General features: G+C 63.8%; 9 protein-coding genes. 3 read left to right on the top strand and 6 right to left on the bottom strand.

Annotation, left to right across the window (positions count from 1 at the left end):
• Positions 1–21: 21 nt before the first annotated feature.
• Both B2527_RS14200 and B2527_RS14195 read left to right on the top strand, forming a co-directional pair.
• On the top strand, positions 22–1206 hold the full coding sequence (locus B2527_RS14200) for a class I SAM-dependent methyltransferase (RefSeq protein WP_293714574.1): 1185 nt from the start codon (positions 22–24) through the stop codon (positions 1204–1206).
• Entirely contained in the window at positions 1194–1589 is a 396-nt protein-coding gene (locus B2527_RS14195) for a VanZ family protein (RefSeq protein WP_293714937.1), read from the top strand. Before B2527_RS14200 ends, B2527_RS14195 begins: the two co-directional genes overlap by 13 nt.
• Before the next feature lie 203 nt (positions 1590–1792).
• Here the strand turns inward: B2527_RS14195 and B2527_RS14190 are convergent, their stop codons facing one another.
• The 3 genes from B2527_RS14190 to B2527_RS14180 all read right to left on the bottom strand — a co-directional run bounded on the left by B2527_RS14190 (position 1793) and on the right by B2527_RS14180 (position 8678).
• Positions 1793–4147 carry a beta-N-acetylhexosaminidase gene (locus B2527_RS14190; protein WP_414717095.1) on the bottom strand — a complete coding sequence of 785 codons (2355 nt, stop codon included), beginning with the start codon at positions 4145–4147 and terminating at the stop codon, positions 1793–1795.
• Entirely contained in the window at positions 4144–5706 is a 1563-nt protein-coding gene (locus B2527_RS14185; protein WP_293714570.1) for a PQQ-binding-like beta-propeller repeat protein, read from the bottom strand. The genes B2527_RS14190 and B2527_RS14185 overlap by 4 nt, the downstream gene beginning before the upstream one ends.
• 149 nt (positions 5707–5855) lie before the next feature.
• Positions 5856–8678 carry a TonB-dependent receptor gene (locus B2527_RS14180; RefSeq protein ID WP_293714569.1) on the bottom strand — a complete coding sequence of 941 codons (2823 nt, stop codon included), beginning with the start codon at positions 8676–8678 and terminating at the stop codon, positions 5856–5858.
• A 292-nt stretch (positions 8679–8970) separates the two neighbouring features.
• Between B2527_RS14180 and B2527_RS14175 the strand changes: the two genes are divergently transcribed.
• Positions 8971–9537 carry a hypothetical protein gene (locus B2527_RS14175; protein WP_293714567.1) on the top strand — a complete coding sequence of 189 codons (567 nt, stop codon included), beginning with the start codon at positions 8971–8973 and terminating at the stop codon, positions 9535–9537.
• On the opposite strand, the gene B2527_RS14170 is transcribed toward B2527_RS14175, so the two are convergent.
• From B2527_RS14170 to B2527_RS14160, 3 genes are all read right to left on the bottom strand, one after another.
• Positions 9534–12335, bottom strand: a complete 2802-nt coding sequence (locus tag B2527_RS14170; RefSeq protein ID WP_293714565.1) for a TonB-dependent receptor — start codon at positions 12333–12335, stop codon at positions 9534–9536. The two genes, B2527_RS14175 and B2527_RS14170, sit on opposite strands and share 4 nt — an antisense overlap.
• A gap of 14 nt (positions 12336–12349) precedes the next feature.
• Complete coding sequence (locus B2527_RS14165) at positions 12350–13474, bottom strand: glucokinase family protein (protein ID WP_293714564.1); 1125 nt, start codon at positions 13472–13474, stop codon at positions 12350–12352.
• A 519-nt stretch (positions 13475–13993) separates the two neighbouring features.
• Positions 13994–16303 carry a beta-N-acetylhexosaminidase gene (locus B2527_RS14160; RefSeq protein WP_293714562.1) on the bottom strand — a complete coding sequence of 770 codons (2310 nt, stop codon included), beginning with the start codon at positions 16301–16303 and terminating at the stop codon, positions 13994–13996.
• Positions 16304–16738 lie beyond the last annotated feature (435 nt).

Genomic DNA, 16738 nt, shown 5'->3' with positions numbered 1-16738 from the left:
GTCCCTGCAAAACGCCGTGCCATGCATTCCGATCTGCCCACCCCCGATACCGACGCGCTGGCCCACAGCGATCAACTGGCCGCCCACCTGCGTGCGGACATCTGTGCCCAGGGCGGTGCGGTGCCGTTCTCGCGCTTCATGGAGCTGGCGCTGTATGCACCGGGCTGGGGCTATTACAGCGCCGGTGCCAGCAAGTTCGGCGCCGCCGGTGACTTCGTCACCGCGCCGGAGATGGGGCCGCTGTTTGCCGCAACCACCGCCAACGTGGTGGCACCGGTACTGCAGCAGCTGGGCCCGCAGGCGCGCATGCTGGAACTGGGCGGCGGCAGCGGTGCCTTCGCCGAGATCCTGCTCAAGCGCCTGCTGGAGCTGGATGCCCTGCCGGAACGCTACGCCATCCTCGAGCCCAGCGCCGACCTGCGTGAGCGCCAACGCGAACGCCTGCAGCAGGCCTTGATCCCGCCGGTGTTCGCGCTGGTGGAATGGCTGGACCGGCCGTTCGATGACGATTGGGACGGGGTGCTGTTTGCCAACGAAGTGATCGACGCGCTGCCGACGCCGCGCTTTGTCTGCGACGAGGGCGAGATCTACGAGGAAACCGTGGAGCTGGATGGCGAGGGCCGCTTCGTGCGCGGTGCGCAGCCGGCCGACCCGCTGTTGATGGGCGCGGTGCGCCACCTGGAGCGCTACCTGGAGCGCCCGTTCGCGCACGGTTACCGCTCCGAGGTGCTGCCGCAGCTGCCGTACTGGATCCAGGCGGTGGCCGGTGGCATGAAGCGCGGCGCGATGCTGTTCATCGACTACGGCTACCCGCGCGCCGAGTTCTACCAGCATGAGCGCGATGACGGCACCCTGCGAGCCTTCTACCGCCACCACGTGCACAACGACGTCTTCCTGTGGCCGGGCCTGCAGGACATCACCGCCTCGGTGGATTTCACCGCGCTGGCCGAAGCCGGCACCAATGCCGGCTTCGATCTGGCCGGTTACTGCAACCAGACCAACTACCTGCTCGGCAACGGCATCACCCAGTTGCTGGAAGCGGCCGAGGAGCGTACCGACGAGGTCGGGCGTATGCGTTTGCGCAACCAGCTCAAGCAACTGACCTTGCCGACCGAAATGGGCGAGCGCTTCCAGGTGATGGCATTCAGCCGTGATGTCGACATGTCGGCCTCGTTCCTGCTGGGCGACCTGACCTGGCGGCTGTGAGCGCGCTGCTCAAACCGTTGCGGCGGGCGCGGTTCTGGCTGGCGCTGTGGTGCGCGGCGGTGTTGGCGGTGATCGTGGTCTGCCTGATCCCGCCGCCGCCGCTGGCACTGCCGCAGAACAGCGACAAGGTTGAACACTTCCTGGCCTACTTTCTGCTGGCCGGCAGCGCGGTGCAGTTGTTCGCGCAACGTCGCGCGCTGTGGCTGGCGGGAGCGGGGCTGGTGCTGATGGGCATCGGCATCGAGTGGGCGCAGGGTGCATTGACCGCAACCCGCATGGCCGATCCGATGGATGCGCTGGCCAATACCACCGGCGTGCTGGCCGGGTTGCTGCTGGTGTTCACGCCGCTGCGCGATCTGTTGCTGCGCTTGCAGCCGCGCTGAATGCGCGGCGCTTTCCATTGCAACCGTTTAGTTTCAAAAGTGCCTTGTTTCAAGGCATGAACGGCACTTCCATCGGCTGGAATTGACTGCTACGTTCTGCACCACTGCAAGGTCGTGGACACCTGGCAGGTTTGCAAAAAAGGAGGCGCGGTGCGGGCCGGGGGGTGGAGAGGACCCCACGTACCGCACCGCGCCTTCCTGTACTACTTCTTCGGTTGCAGCTGCACCTGGTTCAGTACCCACATCTGCGGCCGTGTATCACCACTGAAGGTCATGCACAGGTCGCTGATCTGTTCCGGCCCGGCACGCAGAGGTGCTTCCAGTTCGATGAAGCCATCGGCCCCGGCCTGCGCCGGCAACGGCACGCTGGCCAGCACGCGACCCTCGCAGCCGGCGCGCACTTCGAATTCGCCATGGCGCGCCACTGGCTTGCGGTAGCCACGCTTGGCTTCTTCTTCGCGCAACAGGCCGAAGTTGTAGGGGATGCGACCGGCGCGCACCTTGATCGAGGCGATGTCCTGCAGCTGCGCGTCTTCCCACAGCCAGCAGGGATTGAAGATGGTCACGTCGAAGTTCTCGCGCGGCCCTTCAAGCGGGTTGTCATCGATCAGGCGCAGCAGCAGGCGGCCACCGGTCGGGCACTGCGCCAGGGTCTTGTCATTGCGGCTGAGCAGCGATGCCGCATCGAAGTTCCACTGGCTGGGCTTGTCGGCCAGCGGCTTGCCGTTGAAGAAGGCCTGCGCCTTCAACGTGGTCGGCACCGGCAGGGTCAATGCACCCGGATAGGCCGGTGACTGTGCGGTGGGCGTGCTGCCATCGGTGGTGTAACGGATGTCGCGGTAGCTCAGCGGATTGGACAACTCCACCGTGACCTTGTTGCCGGCACGGTCATCCTGGCGCTTCATCGCCACCGACAGCGCGGTCTGGCCATAGGCGATGCCCAGCGCCTTGTAGCGCTGCAGCTGCGCCGGCAGACGGGCCAGGAAGTCGTCGTAGCTCTTGTTCCGCAGCGGCGTCCAGGCGATTTCCGACAGTGCGGCCAGGCGCGGGAACACGTTGTGCTTGAGGTGCTCCTCGCTGCGGGTGTGCTCGGTCCACATATTGGCCTGCACGCCGATCACGTGCTTGCGCTGCGCGGCGGTCAGCTCGCTGGGCACCGGATCGAAAGCGTAGACGCGCTGCATCGAGGTGAACTTGGGACGACCAGGCGGCTCATCCGGCAGGTTGGTCTGCAGGAAATCCAGGTACAGGGTATTGCCCGGTGCCATCACCACGTCGTGGCCGTGGGTGGCGGCCTCGATGCCACCCTGGATGCCGCGCCAGGACATCACCGTGGCCTGCGGCGGCAAGCCGCCTTCGATGATCTCGTCCCAGCCGATCAGTTTGCGGCCGTGGTCTTCCAGGTATTTTTCCAGGCGCTTGAGCATGTGCGACTGCAGTGCTTCTTCATCCTTCAGGCCCAGTTCGCGGATGTAGGCCTGTACCTGCGGCGATGCTTCCCACTGGTATTTGACTGCCTCGTCGCCGCCGATATGGATGTACTGGCCGGGGAACATCTCCAGTACTTCGGCCAGGATGTTCTCCAGGAACTGCAGGGTTTCATCGCGCGGGTTGAACAGGTAGGGGTTCACGCCCCAGTTGGCCGAGGGCAGGGTGGGGCCATCAACCACGCCGTGTTCGGGGTAGGCGGCGACAGCGGCCTGCGCGTGGCCGGGCACGTCCACCTCCGGCACCACGGTGATGTGGCGCGCGGCGGCATAGGCCACCACATCGCGGATCTGCTCCTGGGTGTAATAGCCGCAGTACAGGTGCGGCTTGCCGTCCGCGCCAACCCCGGCTTCACCGGCAGCGGCGCGGCAGGCGCCTACTTCAGTGAGCTTGGGATAGCGCTTGATCTCCATGCGCCAGCCCTGGTCGTCGGTGAGGTGCCAGTGGAAGGTGTTGAGCTTGTGCGTGGCCATCGCATCGAGGATCAGCTTGATGTCATCGATGTTCTGGAAGTGCCGCGCCGAGTCGAGCATGAAGCCGCGCCAGGCAAACCGCGGTGCATCCTGCACCTGCATGGCTGGCAGGGTGGCGCTGGCTGCCGGCGTGGCCGACAGCAGCTGCCACAGTGACATCGCGCCGTAGAACAGGCCGCGCGTATCGGCGGCCTCGACCACGACGCCATTGCCATCGATGCGCAACGCATAGGCTTCGGACGCATCGGTGCTGGCATTCCGGTTGAGGCGGAACTGGATCGCGCCCTTGCTGGTGCCGGCGGGGCTGACCTGCAGCTGCAGCGGGGTGGTGCGTGCCAGCAACTGGGTGAACTGCGCGGCGACCTCCTCGCTGCCATCGGCGGCAATCACCCGCGTGCCTGCATCCACCACGAAATGGCCGTTGCCCGGCTGCACCGATACCGGGCGCGGGATGATGCTGGCGCCGGTCACTTCGACAGGCAGCAACTGGACGCTGGCATCGCTGCTGGCGGCAGCTGCCTGGCCGCTGGCGATGCCCAAGGCAAGCAGCAGGGCCGCGGACAGTGCATGGGTGGTGAGTCGGTGTCGGCGCATCATGGATCCTCGTTGTTGACGGCGGGCTCTGTGCCCGTCGCTGTTGCGTTTACGGTTGATGTTGCGAGTGCTGCAATCCGCACGGGAGGGGGAGGCGGAACATCGGGTGTAGCGCTGTGTGCTGTGCCGGCCTGGATCATTGCATCAAGTGCGAAGCCCATCAGCACGCCTTCGATATCTGCAGCAACAAGCACATCCGCATTGTGTGCAAGGCTGCCGGCGATGCCCCATTGGAAGCCGCGGCCGGCCGGTAATGCATAGGCGGAAAGCAGGCGGCCATCGCGGCGATCCAGCACGCCGATACCTGCACCGTGTTCGAGAAAGTAGGGGTAACCTGCCGCCATGCCGACCAGCAGCTGATCACCGGCGATCAGTGGCGTGCCCCAGCTCCAGCCGCCAACGTCGGTACGCCACAGCACGCGGCCGCTGATGATGTCGATGGCGCTGACCTTGCGCAGGTCCGAGGAGCCGATGTACAGCGTATTGCCGTCGAACGAGGGCTCCGATTCGATCCACGAGGTCCAGAACTGGGTCTGCCACAGCGCCTGGCCATTGCGTGCACTGACCGCGTGCAGCTGTCCGCTGCGGTCGTTGCAGAATACCCGGCCACGGTGGACCACCGGTGCGGCGCCAGGGCGCGTGGTCATGCGGTACTGCCATGCCGGGTTGCCTGTGCGCGCATTGAGTGCCTGCAGCAGGCCGCTTTCGGTGACCAGATAGACGTGTTGGTCGTCGCCTGTGGGGCCGTGCTGGATGCGCCCAGGCAGCTGCCGCTTCCAGCGGCTTGCGCCACTGCGCATATCCAGTGCGTGTACGCTGCCGTCGTTGCCACCGATGTACAGCACACCATTGGCAAGCAGCGGACGTGGGCCCTGCCATTCCCACGCAGAGGAATTCGGTTGTGGCGCTTCGCGGCTGCTGCGTGCGTCCTGGATGGAAGAGCGCCATTGCTCGCGGCCGGTGTCGCGGTCGAGCCGATGCAGGTAGCCGCCATCGCTGCTGACGAAGATGGCATCGTCGGTCACCAGCGCGGTGGCATGGATGGGATAGCCGAGCGCGCTGCCCCAGCGCACGCGGCCATCGGCAAGGTCAACAGCGTACAGGCTGCCGCTGGTGGTGCCGATGTAGGCGATGTCGTTGTCGACAACAGGGGATGCGTAGATCTGTCCGCCCAGCCTGGTTGTCCAGCGGGGCCCCGGCAAGGTGGACAGCGGCGTGGCAGCTGCGGTGTTGGCAGGTAACTGGGCGCGGACGCCGCGCTGCAGGCGCAGGCGTTCGCCGCTGCCCAGCAGGGTGCCGACCAGTTGCTGATCCTGCAGCCGTGCTGCCATGTGCAGGGCGCGGTGGGTCAGTGCGCCGCTGGCATCCTGGTCGGCCTTGCCATGCAGGGGCAGGGCGCGCAGGTGGGCGATCGGCAGGTCCAGTTGCATGTCGTAGCGGCCATTGGCATCGGCCTGCAGGTTCAGTCCAATGCTGACCTTCTCGCGGGCGCTGCCAATCTCGCCCAGCCAGTAGCCGGAAAGATCGGTGGTGGCATGGGCAGGGCCGATCAACCATGGCAACAGGCACGCCACCATGACCAGAAGCGGGACAGCGCGGGGAAGCAGATTGGCTGATGCATGTTTCATGCGCGGATGACCATTGCGTGCTGGATGGCTGGCGGAACCTGGCGGGGCGTTGGGCGCCCCGCCAGGTGGTGTTGCGTTACCGCTTAGAAAGCAAAGCGCAGCGACGCCATGTAGCGGCGGCCGCTCTTGTAGGCACCATTGAGCAGCTTTTCGTTGCCGAAGTAGCTGTGGTACTGCTCATCGAGCAGATTCATGCCCTCAAGGCCCACGCTCAGGTAGTCGTTGACCTTGTAGGTCACCGATGCGTCCAGGGAGTGGTAGTCCATCGTCCACAGATCCTGGCTGCCGCTGACACGGGTGAAGTACTTGTCGCGCCAGTTGTAGGTGATGCGTGCAGCCAGACGGTCATTCTCGAAGTACGGGCTGATGTTGAACTGGCTCTTCGAGTTGAACGGAAGCGGGCGGCCACCGCTGGCTTCGCCATCGGAGTAGGTGTAGTTGGCGATGATGCCGAAGCCTGCCCCGAAGTTCTGCTGCCATGCCAGCGACAGCCCCTTGATCCTGGCGTCGCCGCCATTGATCGGACGGTCCACGCGATACACCGCATCGTCGCGCTGGTTGTCGTTCCAGTGGGTTTCATCCTGTGCCACGTTGACGATGTAGTCGGCGACATCACGGTAGAACAGCGAGCCCGCCAGGATCGCATCGGGCGAGAAGTACCATTCGGCCGAGAAGTCCAGGTTGGTAGAGCGGTACGGCTTCAGGCCGGGATTGCCCGCTGCACCGGTCAGGGTCTGGTCGGACAGCCACATGTAGCTGGACAGGTCCGAATAGCCCGGGCGTGCCATGGTCTTGGCCGCGGACAGGCGCAGTACCAGGTCATCGCTGGCCTCGTAGACGAGGTTGAGGTTGGGCAGGACGCTGTTGTACTTGTTCCTGCGGGTGACGTACTCGAACGATGCGGCGATGCGTTCCGGGCTCCACTCGCGCTCGGTGCAGCTCTTCAGGCCGGTATTGCACTCATAGGCACTGGAGGCCGACTCGGTGCGGACGTAGCGTACGCCGATGTTGCCGCGCAGGCGGTCGAAACTGAAGTCGGCCTGCACGTAGGCGGCCTTGATGTCCTCCTCGATGGTCCAGGTGTTGCGGACGAACTCCAGGTTGCCCAGCGTGGTGGATACCGGCTTGCTCTGCCAGGGCGCAAGCCAGTCGCTGCCGTTGATGTAGTCAGCCAGCTTCCAGCCATCGATGGTGAAGCGGTTGCCAAGGTCGCCATAGCCGCTGAAGCCATCGAGGTAGTTGCCAGGCAGCTTGCGCGGATCGAACATGTCGGCGGTGGCATCGCCATAGCCGGTGATGGAGTCAAGCACGACGCCGCGCTGGATCTGGCCGGTTTCATGTGAGCGCTGCTTGTAGCCGGCGCGTACCAGGTAGATCGGCGAATCCAGCTTGAAGCCGAAGTCGACCTGGCCGTAGGTTTCCTTGTCCAGGGTCGGCTTTTCGATGAGATTGCCGCCCCAACCACTGCGCCAGTTGGTCTGCGACGGCGGGTCGGTATGCCAGGGGCTGGCATATCCCCCATCCATGCGGAACAGGCTTGGGTCGGTGAACGGGTTCTGGCCGATGATCTTCAGGGTTGCCGGCGTACCCGGACCATTGGCGATGGACCACTCGTAGTCTGCCGGTGCCAGGAAGCTGGCATAGACCTGCTCGGGCCCGCCTTCAGCCTTGGTGTGGCCGACATGGGTCGAGGCGAACCAGCGCTCGCCGTTCCAGTCAACCTTGAGGTCGTAGGTTTCCGATTCGATCTTGGCGCGACGGTTCTGCAGGTCGAACACCATGCGGCCCCCCTTGTGTTTGCCGCCGGTGATGATGCCGTCCTCGATGGTGACATCGGTCAGCGTCATCAGGCTGCCGTAGGTATTGCCCGGCCAGGCGAACATCGACTGCGCCATGTGATCGAAGTTGGCGTCGATCTTCAGGCCGTTGAGCTCGATGTTCAGCTGCTCGACCGGCTTGAACTGCAGCGACGCCGAGTAGGTGTTGCGCTTGCGCTCCTGCTCGAAGAAGTGCGCGCTTATGCTGCTTGGGCCGATGGCTTCGGGGTTGGCATTGAGTGCCTGTTCGCAGGCGCCCTGGCAGGTGCCCGGCTTCTGCGGCTGGGAGCCATCGGGCAGTGCCGGCACCGACCAGTCGTCGCCGGTGTTGTTGACCGAGCCGGCCGCGCCATCCAGGCCGTCGCGGTAGTTCTTGGCACGCACCGTGTTGTACGACTCGATGCCGTCACGACGGATGCTCTCGTTGCTGGACTGCGCGGAGAGGATGAAGCCGAAGGTGTCTGCGGCATTCTTCCAGCCAAACGCAGCCGAGGCGCTGGGGTCGGTCTTCTCGACGCGGTCGTTGCGTGCATAGCTGAGCCGGCCGGTGATGCTCACCTGCTCGGGCATGTCCAGCGGCTTGCGCGTGGACACGTTCACCGTGCCACCGATGGAGCCTTCGTCCATGCGTGCTTCCGGCGACTTGAACACCTCCACCTTGCCGACCAGCTCCGGTGCCAGCAGCGAGTAGTTGAAGGTGCGTGTTGGGAAGTCGGACATGTTCCAGTCGCCGGAGGCGATGGACTGGCCGTTGAGCAGGGTGCGGTTCAGTGCCGGGTCCACACCCAGGATGCTGACCCGCTCGCCCTGGCCGTAGGCGCGGTCGATGGTGACGCCGGGAATGATGGTCATCGCTTCGGCCACGTTGGTGGCGGGGAATTTGCCCACGTCCTCGGCGGTGATCACGTCGACGATGCTGTCGGCATTGCGCTTGGATTCCAGCGACTGCTGCAGGCTGGCGCGGATGCCGGTGACGACGACACGATCAAGCTCGGTTGCCTCCGGTGGTGCGTCCTGTGCCTGGGCGCTGAAGCTGATTGCCAGGCAGCTGATGATGGCGGCGGTTAACGGCGACTTGCGGTGGTTCAAAGGTCTCTCTCCCTTTGCTGAAGGATGGCCGGCAGGTGCTGCCAGCCAGTGGTTCCCGCATCCCGTCGGGCGTGCGGAGAATCGTCGCGGTCACCGTGGTGGCCAACCGCGGGCAACGCGGTCAGTCGGACGTGGTGGTGGGGTAGGCCTGCCTGACGCGGCTGGGCTGCGCTTGCAGCACGGCGGCGTTGTATTTGTTGCGGGTGTGATGCGGGCCTTGCTTGTCCACGTCTTGCCTCCATGCGGCGGGTGGGTGCGTGACTACCGGCGTTCAGCTCGGGGTGGAGTGTGCGTGCATTTGTTTTTATTTTGCAAAAATAATTTTCACGAAAAACGGAACTTCATTTTATTGATTTTCACGCGAATTTGGCTTGTTTGGCGGGACATTCTTCATGAAAAAGAATATCCGTTCATTTCAATTGAAACCCATTGGAAATGTGAATGCGCATATATGAAAATTATGTTCATTGCATATTCATTGGTAATTGAAGTTTCAGTTGTTGCAGTGCAAGGGCAGCGCTTGCTGCCGATATGCATCACTGTTTCTGTTCGCTTTCGGCCTGTGTTCTGTCATGCGCGTCCGCAGCCAGCAAAGGTGGTGCGGATACGTGCCCTGCAGGGGCGTGCCGCATGCCGGCACACGTGGCTGGCAGGCGGCTGCGCCATGCCCGTGGTCGGCGAGCGACGGCTTGCTGCGGTGCCTGGCGGCGATGCGTTGGTAGGCGCCTCCTGCCACGTGCCTGCCGGCTGCCTTGGCCTGGCCACCGCGGCAGGCAAAAAAAAGCGGACCTGGAAAACCCAGGTCCGCTGGAGGAGAAAAAACAACGGTGAAACGGTGGTGCTGGCGTTGCCCGCTTAGAAGGCGAAGCGCAGCGAAGCGTTGTAACGACGGCCACTCAGGTAGGCGCCGCGAGTCAGCTGTTCGACACCAGAGTAGGAGTGGTACTTCTCGTCAAGAAGGTTCATTGCATCCAGGCCGACGGAGAGGTTGTCGGTGATCTTGAATGCAAGCGAGGCGTCCAGCGAGGCGTAGTCCATGGTCCACAGTTCACGGCCGGCGCTTACCTGGGTGAAGTACTTGTCGCGCCAGCCGTAGGTGACGCGGGCAGTCCAGGTGTCATTCTCAAAGAACGGGCTGATGTTGAACTGGTTCTTCGAGTTGAACGGCAGCGGGCGACCGTTGGTGGCTTCGCCGTCGGAGTAGGTGTAGTTGGCGATGATGCCAAAGCCCATGCCGAAGTTCTGCTGCCACGCCAGCGATATACCCTTGATCTTCGCATCGCCGGCGTTGCGCGGACGATCAACGAGATAAGTGTCGTTCTTGTTCTGGCTCTGGTTCCAATGCGACTCGGAGTTCGACTCGGTGAGAATGTAGTCGGCTACGTCGCGGTAGAAGATCGAGCCCGCAGCGATGGCGTTCTCGGCGAAGTACCACTCCGCCGAGAAGTCCAGGTTGGTGGACTTGTACGGCGTCAGGTTCGGGTTGCCGCCGCCGCCCGTGAGTGCCGTATCGGACAGCCACAGGTAGGAGGACACGTCCGTGTAGTTCGGGCGTGCGATAGTCTTGGCCGCCGAGAAACGCAGCACCAGCGAGTCGGTGGCGTCGTAGACCAGGTTCAGGTTGGGCAGGACATTGCTGTACTTGTTCTTGTTGACCACCGGGTCGTAGGAGGCGGCCAGTCGTTCTGCGCTCCAGCCCGCTTGGGTGCAGCCCGACAGGCCGGTGTTGCAGGCATAGCTGCCTGATTCCAGGTCGGTACGGACGTAGCGCACGCCGATGTTGCCGCGCAGGCGATCAAAGCTGAAGTCGGCCTGCACGTAGGCGGCACCAATATCCTCATTGATCGACCAGTTGTTGCGGGCGAATTCTTCGGCACTGAAGGGCGAGACCACCGGCATGGTCTGCCACGGTGCCAGCCAGCTGCCGCTGCTGATGTAGTCAGCCAGCTTCCAGCCATCAATGGTGAAACGGTCGCCCAGATCGCCGTAGCCGCTGAGCCCGTTCAGGTAGTTGCCTGGCAGCTTGCGCGGGTCGAAATCCGATGCCTGTGCATCGCCGTAGCCTGCAACGGAAGCCAGGCCGATGCCCTGCTGGATCTGGCTGGTTTCATGCTTGCGCTGCTTGTAACCGGCACGGATCAGGTAGACGGGGGAATCAAGCTTGATGCCAAAGTCCACCTGGCCGTAGGTTTCCTTGTCGAGCGTCGGCTTCTCGACGAGATTGCCGCCCCAGCCGGTATTCCAGGTGGATTGGTTCGGGTCCGAGCCCCAGCCGCCATCCATCTGGAACTGGTCCGGATTGAGGAACGGATTCTCACCGGTGAAGGTCACCTTGCCTGGCTTGCCCGGCGCGTCTTCGATCGACCAAGTGTAATCGGTGCGGGCCAGGAACTCGCCGAATACCTGCTTCGGGCCGCCTTCGGCCTTGGTGCGGCCCAGGTGGGTGGAGGCGAACCAGCGTTCGTCATTCCAATCCAGCTTGACGTCGTAGGTCTCTGAATCGACCTGAGCGCGGCGGTTCTGCATGTCGAACACGACCAGGCCATTCTTGTGACTGGCGCTGGTGATCAGGCCGTCCTTGACGGTGAGGTCGCTCAGGGTCTTGAGGCTGTTCCAGGTATTGCCCTGGTGGGTGAACATGGCTTGCGACATGTGATCGAAATTCGCGTCGATCTTCAATGCGTTCAGCTCAATGTTCATCTGCTCCACCGGCTTGAACTGCAATGCCAGCGAATAGGTCTTGCGCTCGCGCTTCTGCTCGAAGAAGTGGGCGCTGGTGGAGTTGGGGCCGACGGCATCGGGGTTGGCGTATACCGTCTCGGCGCAGCTGCCTGTACAGGTCGGCGGCGAGGTCGGCTGCGAGCCGTCCGGGTTGGGGGCTACCGACCAGTCAGTGGGCAGGTTCGTGATCGAGCCGTTCGAGCCGCCCACGCCACCGATGTAGTCCTTGGCCTTGACGATGCCATAGGACTCGATGCCATCGCGGCGGATGCTTTCGTTCGAGGCCTGTGCCGACACGATGACGCCGAAGTTCTCGGCTTCGTTCTTCCAGGCAAATGCGCCCGAGGCACTGGGATCGGTCTTGCCGACGCGGTCATTGCGGCCATAGCTGACACGCCCCGAGACGCTGACCTTTTCCGGCATATCCAGCGGCTTGCGGGTGGAGACGATCACGGTGCCGCCGATCGAGCCTTCGTCGATGCGGGCTTCCGGCGACTTGAATACCTCCACCTTGCCGACCAGTTCCGGCGCCAGCAGCGAATAGTTGAACGTACGGGTGGGGAAGTCGGACATGTTCCAGTCGCCGGAGGCGATGGCCTGGCCATTGAGCAGGGTGCGGTTCAGTGCCGGGTCGGTGCCCAGAATGGATACCTTCTCACCCTGGCCATATGCGCGGTCGATGGTGACGCCCGGAATGATGGTCATCGCTTCGGCCACGTTGGTGGCCGGGAACTTGCCTACGTCCTCGGCAGTGATCACGTCGACGATGGCATCGGCGTTGCGCTTGGTTTCCAGCGACTGCTGCAGGCTGGCGCGGATGCCGGTGACGACCACGCGGTCAAGGTCGACTGCATTCTTGTCTGCTTCCTGCGCGTGCGCCGAGAAGCTCAGGCAGGTGACGATTGCGGCGGATAGTACGGACTTGCGGTACCTCATGATGTCTCTCCTCATCATTGATGGATGCCGGCCGACTGGCCGGTGGTTGCTTGACTTGAACCCGCGCAGGGGAGGTGGTGCCCCGGCACCTGCGTTACTGCCGGTTGCGACGCGACGGATTCGGTTTCCCTGCGTCCCAGATACCAACTGGCGGCGCCGATGACGCCCAGTTGCCCGTGCTCTACCAGCTTCACGGGGATGCCTTGCAGCGCTTTGCGCATGGGCCCCTTGTTGAGGAAGCGCTCCACAAAACTGCTGTTCAGAAGGAACTGGCTGAGCTTGGGCAGGATGCCGCCAGCCAGGTAGATGCCGCCCTGCACGCCGTAGAGCAGGGCCATGTCGCCGATGGTGGAGCCGAGGATGCCGCAGAACAGCTCCAGGGTTTCCTCGGCCGTTGCGTCGCCGCCACTGCAGGCAGCGGCGGTGACCGCATCGGGCGTGGCGTGGGGTGCGGCAACGCCGCGCACCACGCACAGCGCGTTGTAAAGATTGAGCAGGCCGGGGCCTGACAGTGCGTGCTCGATGGTGACGTGGCTGCGCTCGCGCAGCATCTGCTGCAGCACTGCGATTTCCAGCGCATTGTTGGCCGCCAGCGACGCTTGCCCGGCCTCGGTGGCCAGTACCACGGCGTTCCGTCCCTGCGGGATCCACACCGCAGCGCCCAGTCCGGTACCGGGGCCGACGATGAGGATGGGGCCGGTGGCCGCCTGCTCGGGGCCGGTGATCTGCAGCACCTTGCTGGCTTCCATGTGGGCAGCAGCGTGAGCGACGGCTTCGAAATCGTTGACCAGGTGCACCGCATCCAGCCCCAGCTGGTCACGGATCTGCGCGCATGACAGCGGCCAGCGCAGGTTGGCGGAGATGACGGTGCCGTCGGCGAGCGCATAGCCGGCGCTGGCGATGGTGCATTCGCGCACAGGGCGGCGATCGGCAAGGAAGGTGGCCAGGATGCTGCCGAGGTCCGGATAGTCCGCGCAGCGGTATTGCTGGTAGTCGAGCATTTCCAGTGCCGCCGACGGGCCGTGACCGGCCTGGACCAGGCCGACACGCACATGCGTGCCACCCACGTCTGCGGCCAGCAGCGGTGAAGCCGGTGCGGCGGAACTCAGCTTGGCAGCTGCTGGCGAACTGACGACCACGTACATCCCCTGGAAGTGGGCGCAAGGCCTGTTGGCGTTGCGGCAAGCGGAGTGTCCGTGGTTCGTGACAACGATGTCAAGGTCGATTGCAAAAAATTTTCAAAGCGGTGCAGGACTCTCAATCGCTTGTATCACGATGATTTTAATTGAAATGTTTGCCTTTATTGGTTTTGTTTTCACGTTACGCCCTCTTTTTGGTTGAAAAAAAATTGTCCCGTGAAATTTTTTGGCACGGCTCGGATGGCGGCGTGCCATTGTCGCGGCCAGCGGGTGAGGGTGTGGGCGACGGCGTGGTTGGGGGCGTTCTTCGGCTTCATCCGCCCGCGCAACCGGCGCGCAGTGCCGTCACGGCCACCCGCAGCGGACTACACCGTGATCGGGGACGCTGCGCGGTTCATCCCAAGCGGCCCGCGCTCGGGGAGCAAAGAAATTGCCTGGGCGGCTGCCCCGCGCCTCTCGGCTCAGGTGGAAAAAAGGCCATCGCGTGCGATGGCCTTTGGGAGGGTACCTGTAGCGGGATCAGTTGCCGGGCTGCAGCTTGATCCAGTCCAGCGTCCACATGTTGGGGCGGGTGTCGCCGGTGAAACGCACGCACAGGTCGCCACGGTTGGCCGGCGCGCTGATCGGGGCATCCAGTTCCAGGAAGCCGTCGGCGCCCGGTTCGGCCGGCAACGGGATCGAGGCCAGCGGCTTGCCTTCGCAGTTGGCCAGGATCTCCATTTCACCGTGGGCGGTACGCGCCGGCGCAAACTTGCGCGAGGGCTCGTCGTGGGCCAGCTGGAAGTTGTAGGGGATGCGACCGGCACGCACCTTGATGCTGGTGATACCGGACAGGTCGACGTCACTCCACAACCAGCAGGGGTTGAAGATATTGACGTTGAAGATTTCGCGCTCGCCTTCGGCCGGGCCGTCATCTTCAAGGCGTAGCAGCAGCTTGCCACCGTTCGGGCACAGGCCGAGCTGGGTGTCCTCACGGACCAGCAGCGAGGCCGCATCCAGCTGGAAGCGGCTGGCCGCGGCCAACGGCTTGCCATCAAAGAAGGCCGCGGCCTGTACCCGCACCGGCACCTTCAGCTGCAGCGGCTGTGCGTACAGCGGCGAGCTGGCGGTAACGGCACTGCCGTCAACGGTGTAGTGCACCGGGTAGCCCAGCGGATTGTTGAGGCTCACCTGCACCGCACCGGTGCGGTGCTCGCCCTTGTCCTGCATGTCCACCTGGAACGGCGTCTTTGCATAGGCGATGTTCATTGCCTGGTAGCGCTGCAGCTGGCGCGGCAGGCGCTGCAGGAAGTTGCTGAAGCTGCGCTTGTCCTGCGGGCTCCAGCCGGTCTCGGCGACCGCAGCCAGGCGCGGGAACAGGTTGTGCTCCAGGTTCTGGTTGTTGCGGGTGTGCTCGTTGAACATGTTGGCCTGCAGGCCAAGGATGTGCGAACGCTTGTCCGCGGCAAGGTCGGCCGGTACCGGCTCGAACTCATAGGCCTTCTGCAGGGGGATCGTGGTCGGTCGGCCCGGCGGCTCGTTCGGCGACTCGGTCTGCAGGTAGTCCATGTACATGTGCGTGACCGGCGACATCACCACGTCGTGGCCTTCGCTGGCGACCTTGAGCCCACCTTCGGTGCCGCGCCAGGACATCACCGTGGCCTCCGGCGGCAGGCCACCTTCGAGGATCTCGTCCCAGCCGATCAGGCGGCGGTCGTGCTGCTCCAGGAACTTCTCCAGGCGCTTGATGATATGGCTCTGCATTTCCATTTCATCCTTCGCGCCGAGTTCACGCATGCGTTCCTGCACGCGCTTGGAGGCGATCCATTGGTCCTTGACCGCTTCGTCGCCACCGACGTGCACGTATTTGGACGGGAACATTTCAATCACTTCTTCCAGCACGTTTTCCAGGAACTGGAAGGTGCTTTCCTCGGTGTTGAACAGGTTGGGGAACACGCCCCACTGGTTGTCGATGACCAGCTTCTGGTCAGTGGTGCCCAGTTCCGGGTAGGCGACGATGGCGGCGGTGGCGTGGCCGGGCACGTCGATTTCCGGGATGACCTGGATGTGGCGTTCGGCCGCGTAGGCGATGATTTCGCGGATCTGTTCCTGGGTGTAGTAACCGCAGTACTGGCGGGCTTCGCCGGTGGCGGCATTGCGGCCGGCATCACCCAGCGGCACGCGACAGCTGCCGACTTCGGTCAGTTTCGGGTAGCGCTTGATCTCCATGCGCCAGCCCTGGTCATCGGTCAGGTGCCAGTGGAAAGTGTTGAGCTTGTGCTGCGCCATCGCATCGAGCAGCTTCTTGATCTCGTCCATGCTCTGGAAGTGGCGCGCCGAATCGAGCATGAAGCCACGCCACGGGAAGCGCGGGGTGTCGTTGATGGTGGCGGCGGCGACGTGGCCGGGCGTGTTGCCGGTCAGCAGCTGGGCGGCGGTGACCGCGCCGTAGAACAGGCCGACATCATCACCTGCGCTGATGTCGATGCCGGTGTTGGATACCTTCAGCGAGTAGCCTTCAGCGGTGTTGGTGGCCGAGGGGTCCAGGCGGAAGCGGATCTGCGCCTTGCTGGCGCTGTCGGCGATGGCCAGGGTTGGGCCGCCGTTCTGCTTGAGCAGGGTTACAAACTGCGCGGCGGCGCGGCGTGCGGCCTCGTCGTTGCCGCCGACGCGTGCGGAATTCTGCAGTACGAAGTCCTTGCCGCCGTCGGCCTGGTAGCTGGCCGGCAGGGGGATGAGCGTAGGGGCGGAGGTGGAGTCGGCGGCCTGCACCTGCAGGGCGGACATGCCCAGCAATACGCAACTGCTGAGCCACGGCGCGCGGCTGCGCTTGTGGAAGGACTTCGTCATGGGCGGAGCTCCTGTCTGTTTTTGCATGGGCGGCAGTGTGTCCTGCCGCATGGATCTTGTGTAGTGCCGAGCCATGCCCGGCAAGGTGTTGCTGTTGCTTCTGTTGTTGTAGTGCCGAGCCATGCTCGGCAGGGTGTTGCTGTTGCTTCTGTTGTTGTAGTGCCGAGCCATGCTCGGCAGGGGCTTGGCTCGACAATGCGTGCGTTGCCGAGCATGGCTCGGCACTACATGAAGCAGGGCAATGCCGAGCATGGCTCGGCACTACATGAAGCAGGGCAATGCCGAGCATGGCTCGGCACTACATGAAGCGGGGCAATGCCGAGCATGGCTCGGCACTACATGAAGCAGGGCAATGCCGAGCATGGCCCGGCACTACATGAAGCGGGGCAATGCCGAGCATGAGCCGACACGACCTGCAAAAAAAAGCCGGGCCCG

It is taken from the genome of Stenotrophomonas sp. UBA7606 (assembly GCF_002477705.1).
Taxonomy (GTDB): Bacteria; Pseudomonadota; Gammaproteobacteria; order Xanthomonadales; family Xanthomonadaceae; genus Stenotrophomonas.
Note: the sequence above shows the minus strand (reverse complement) of the source record. Positions and strands in the feature narration are given on the sequence as shown.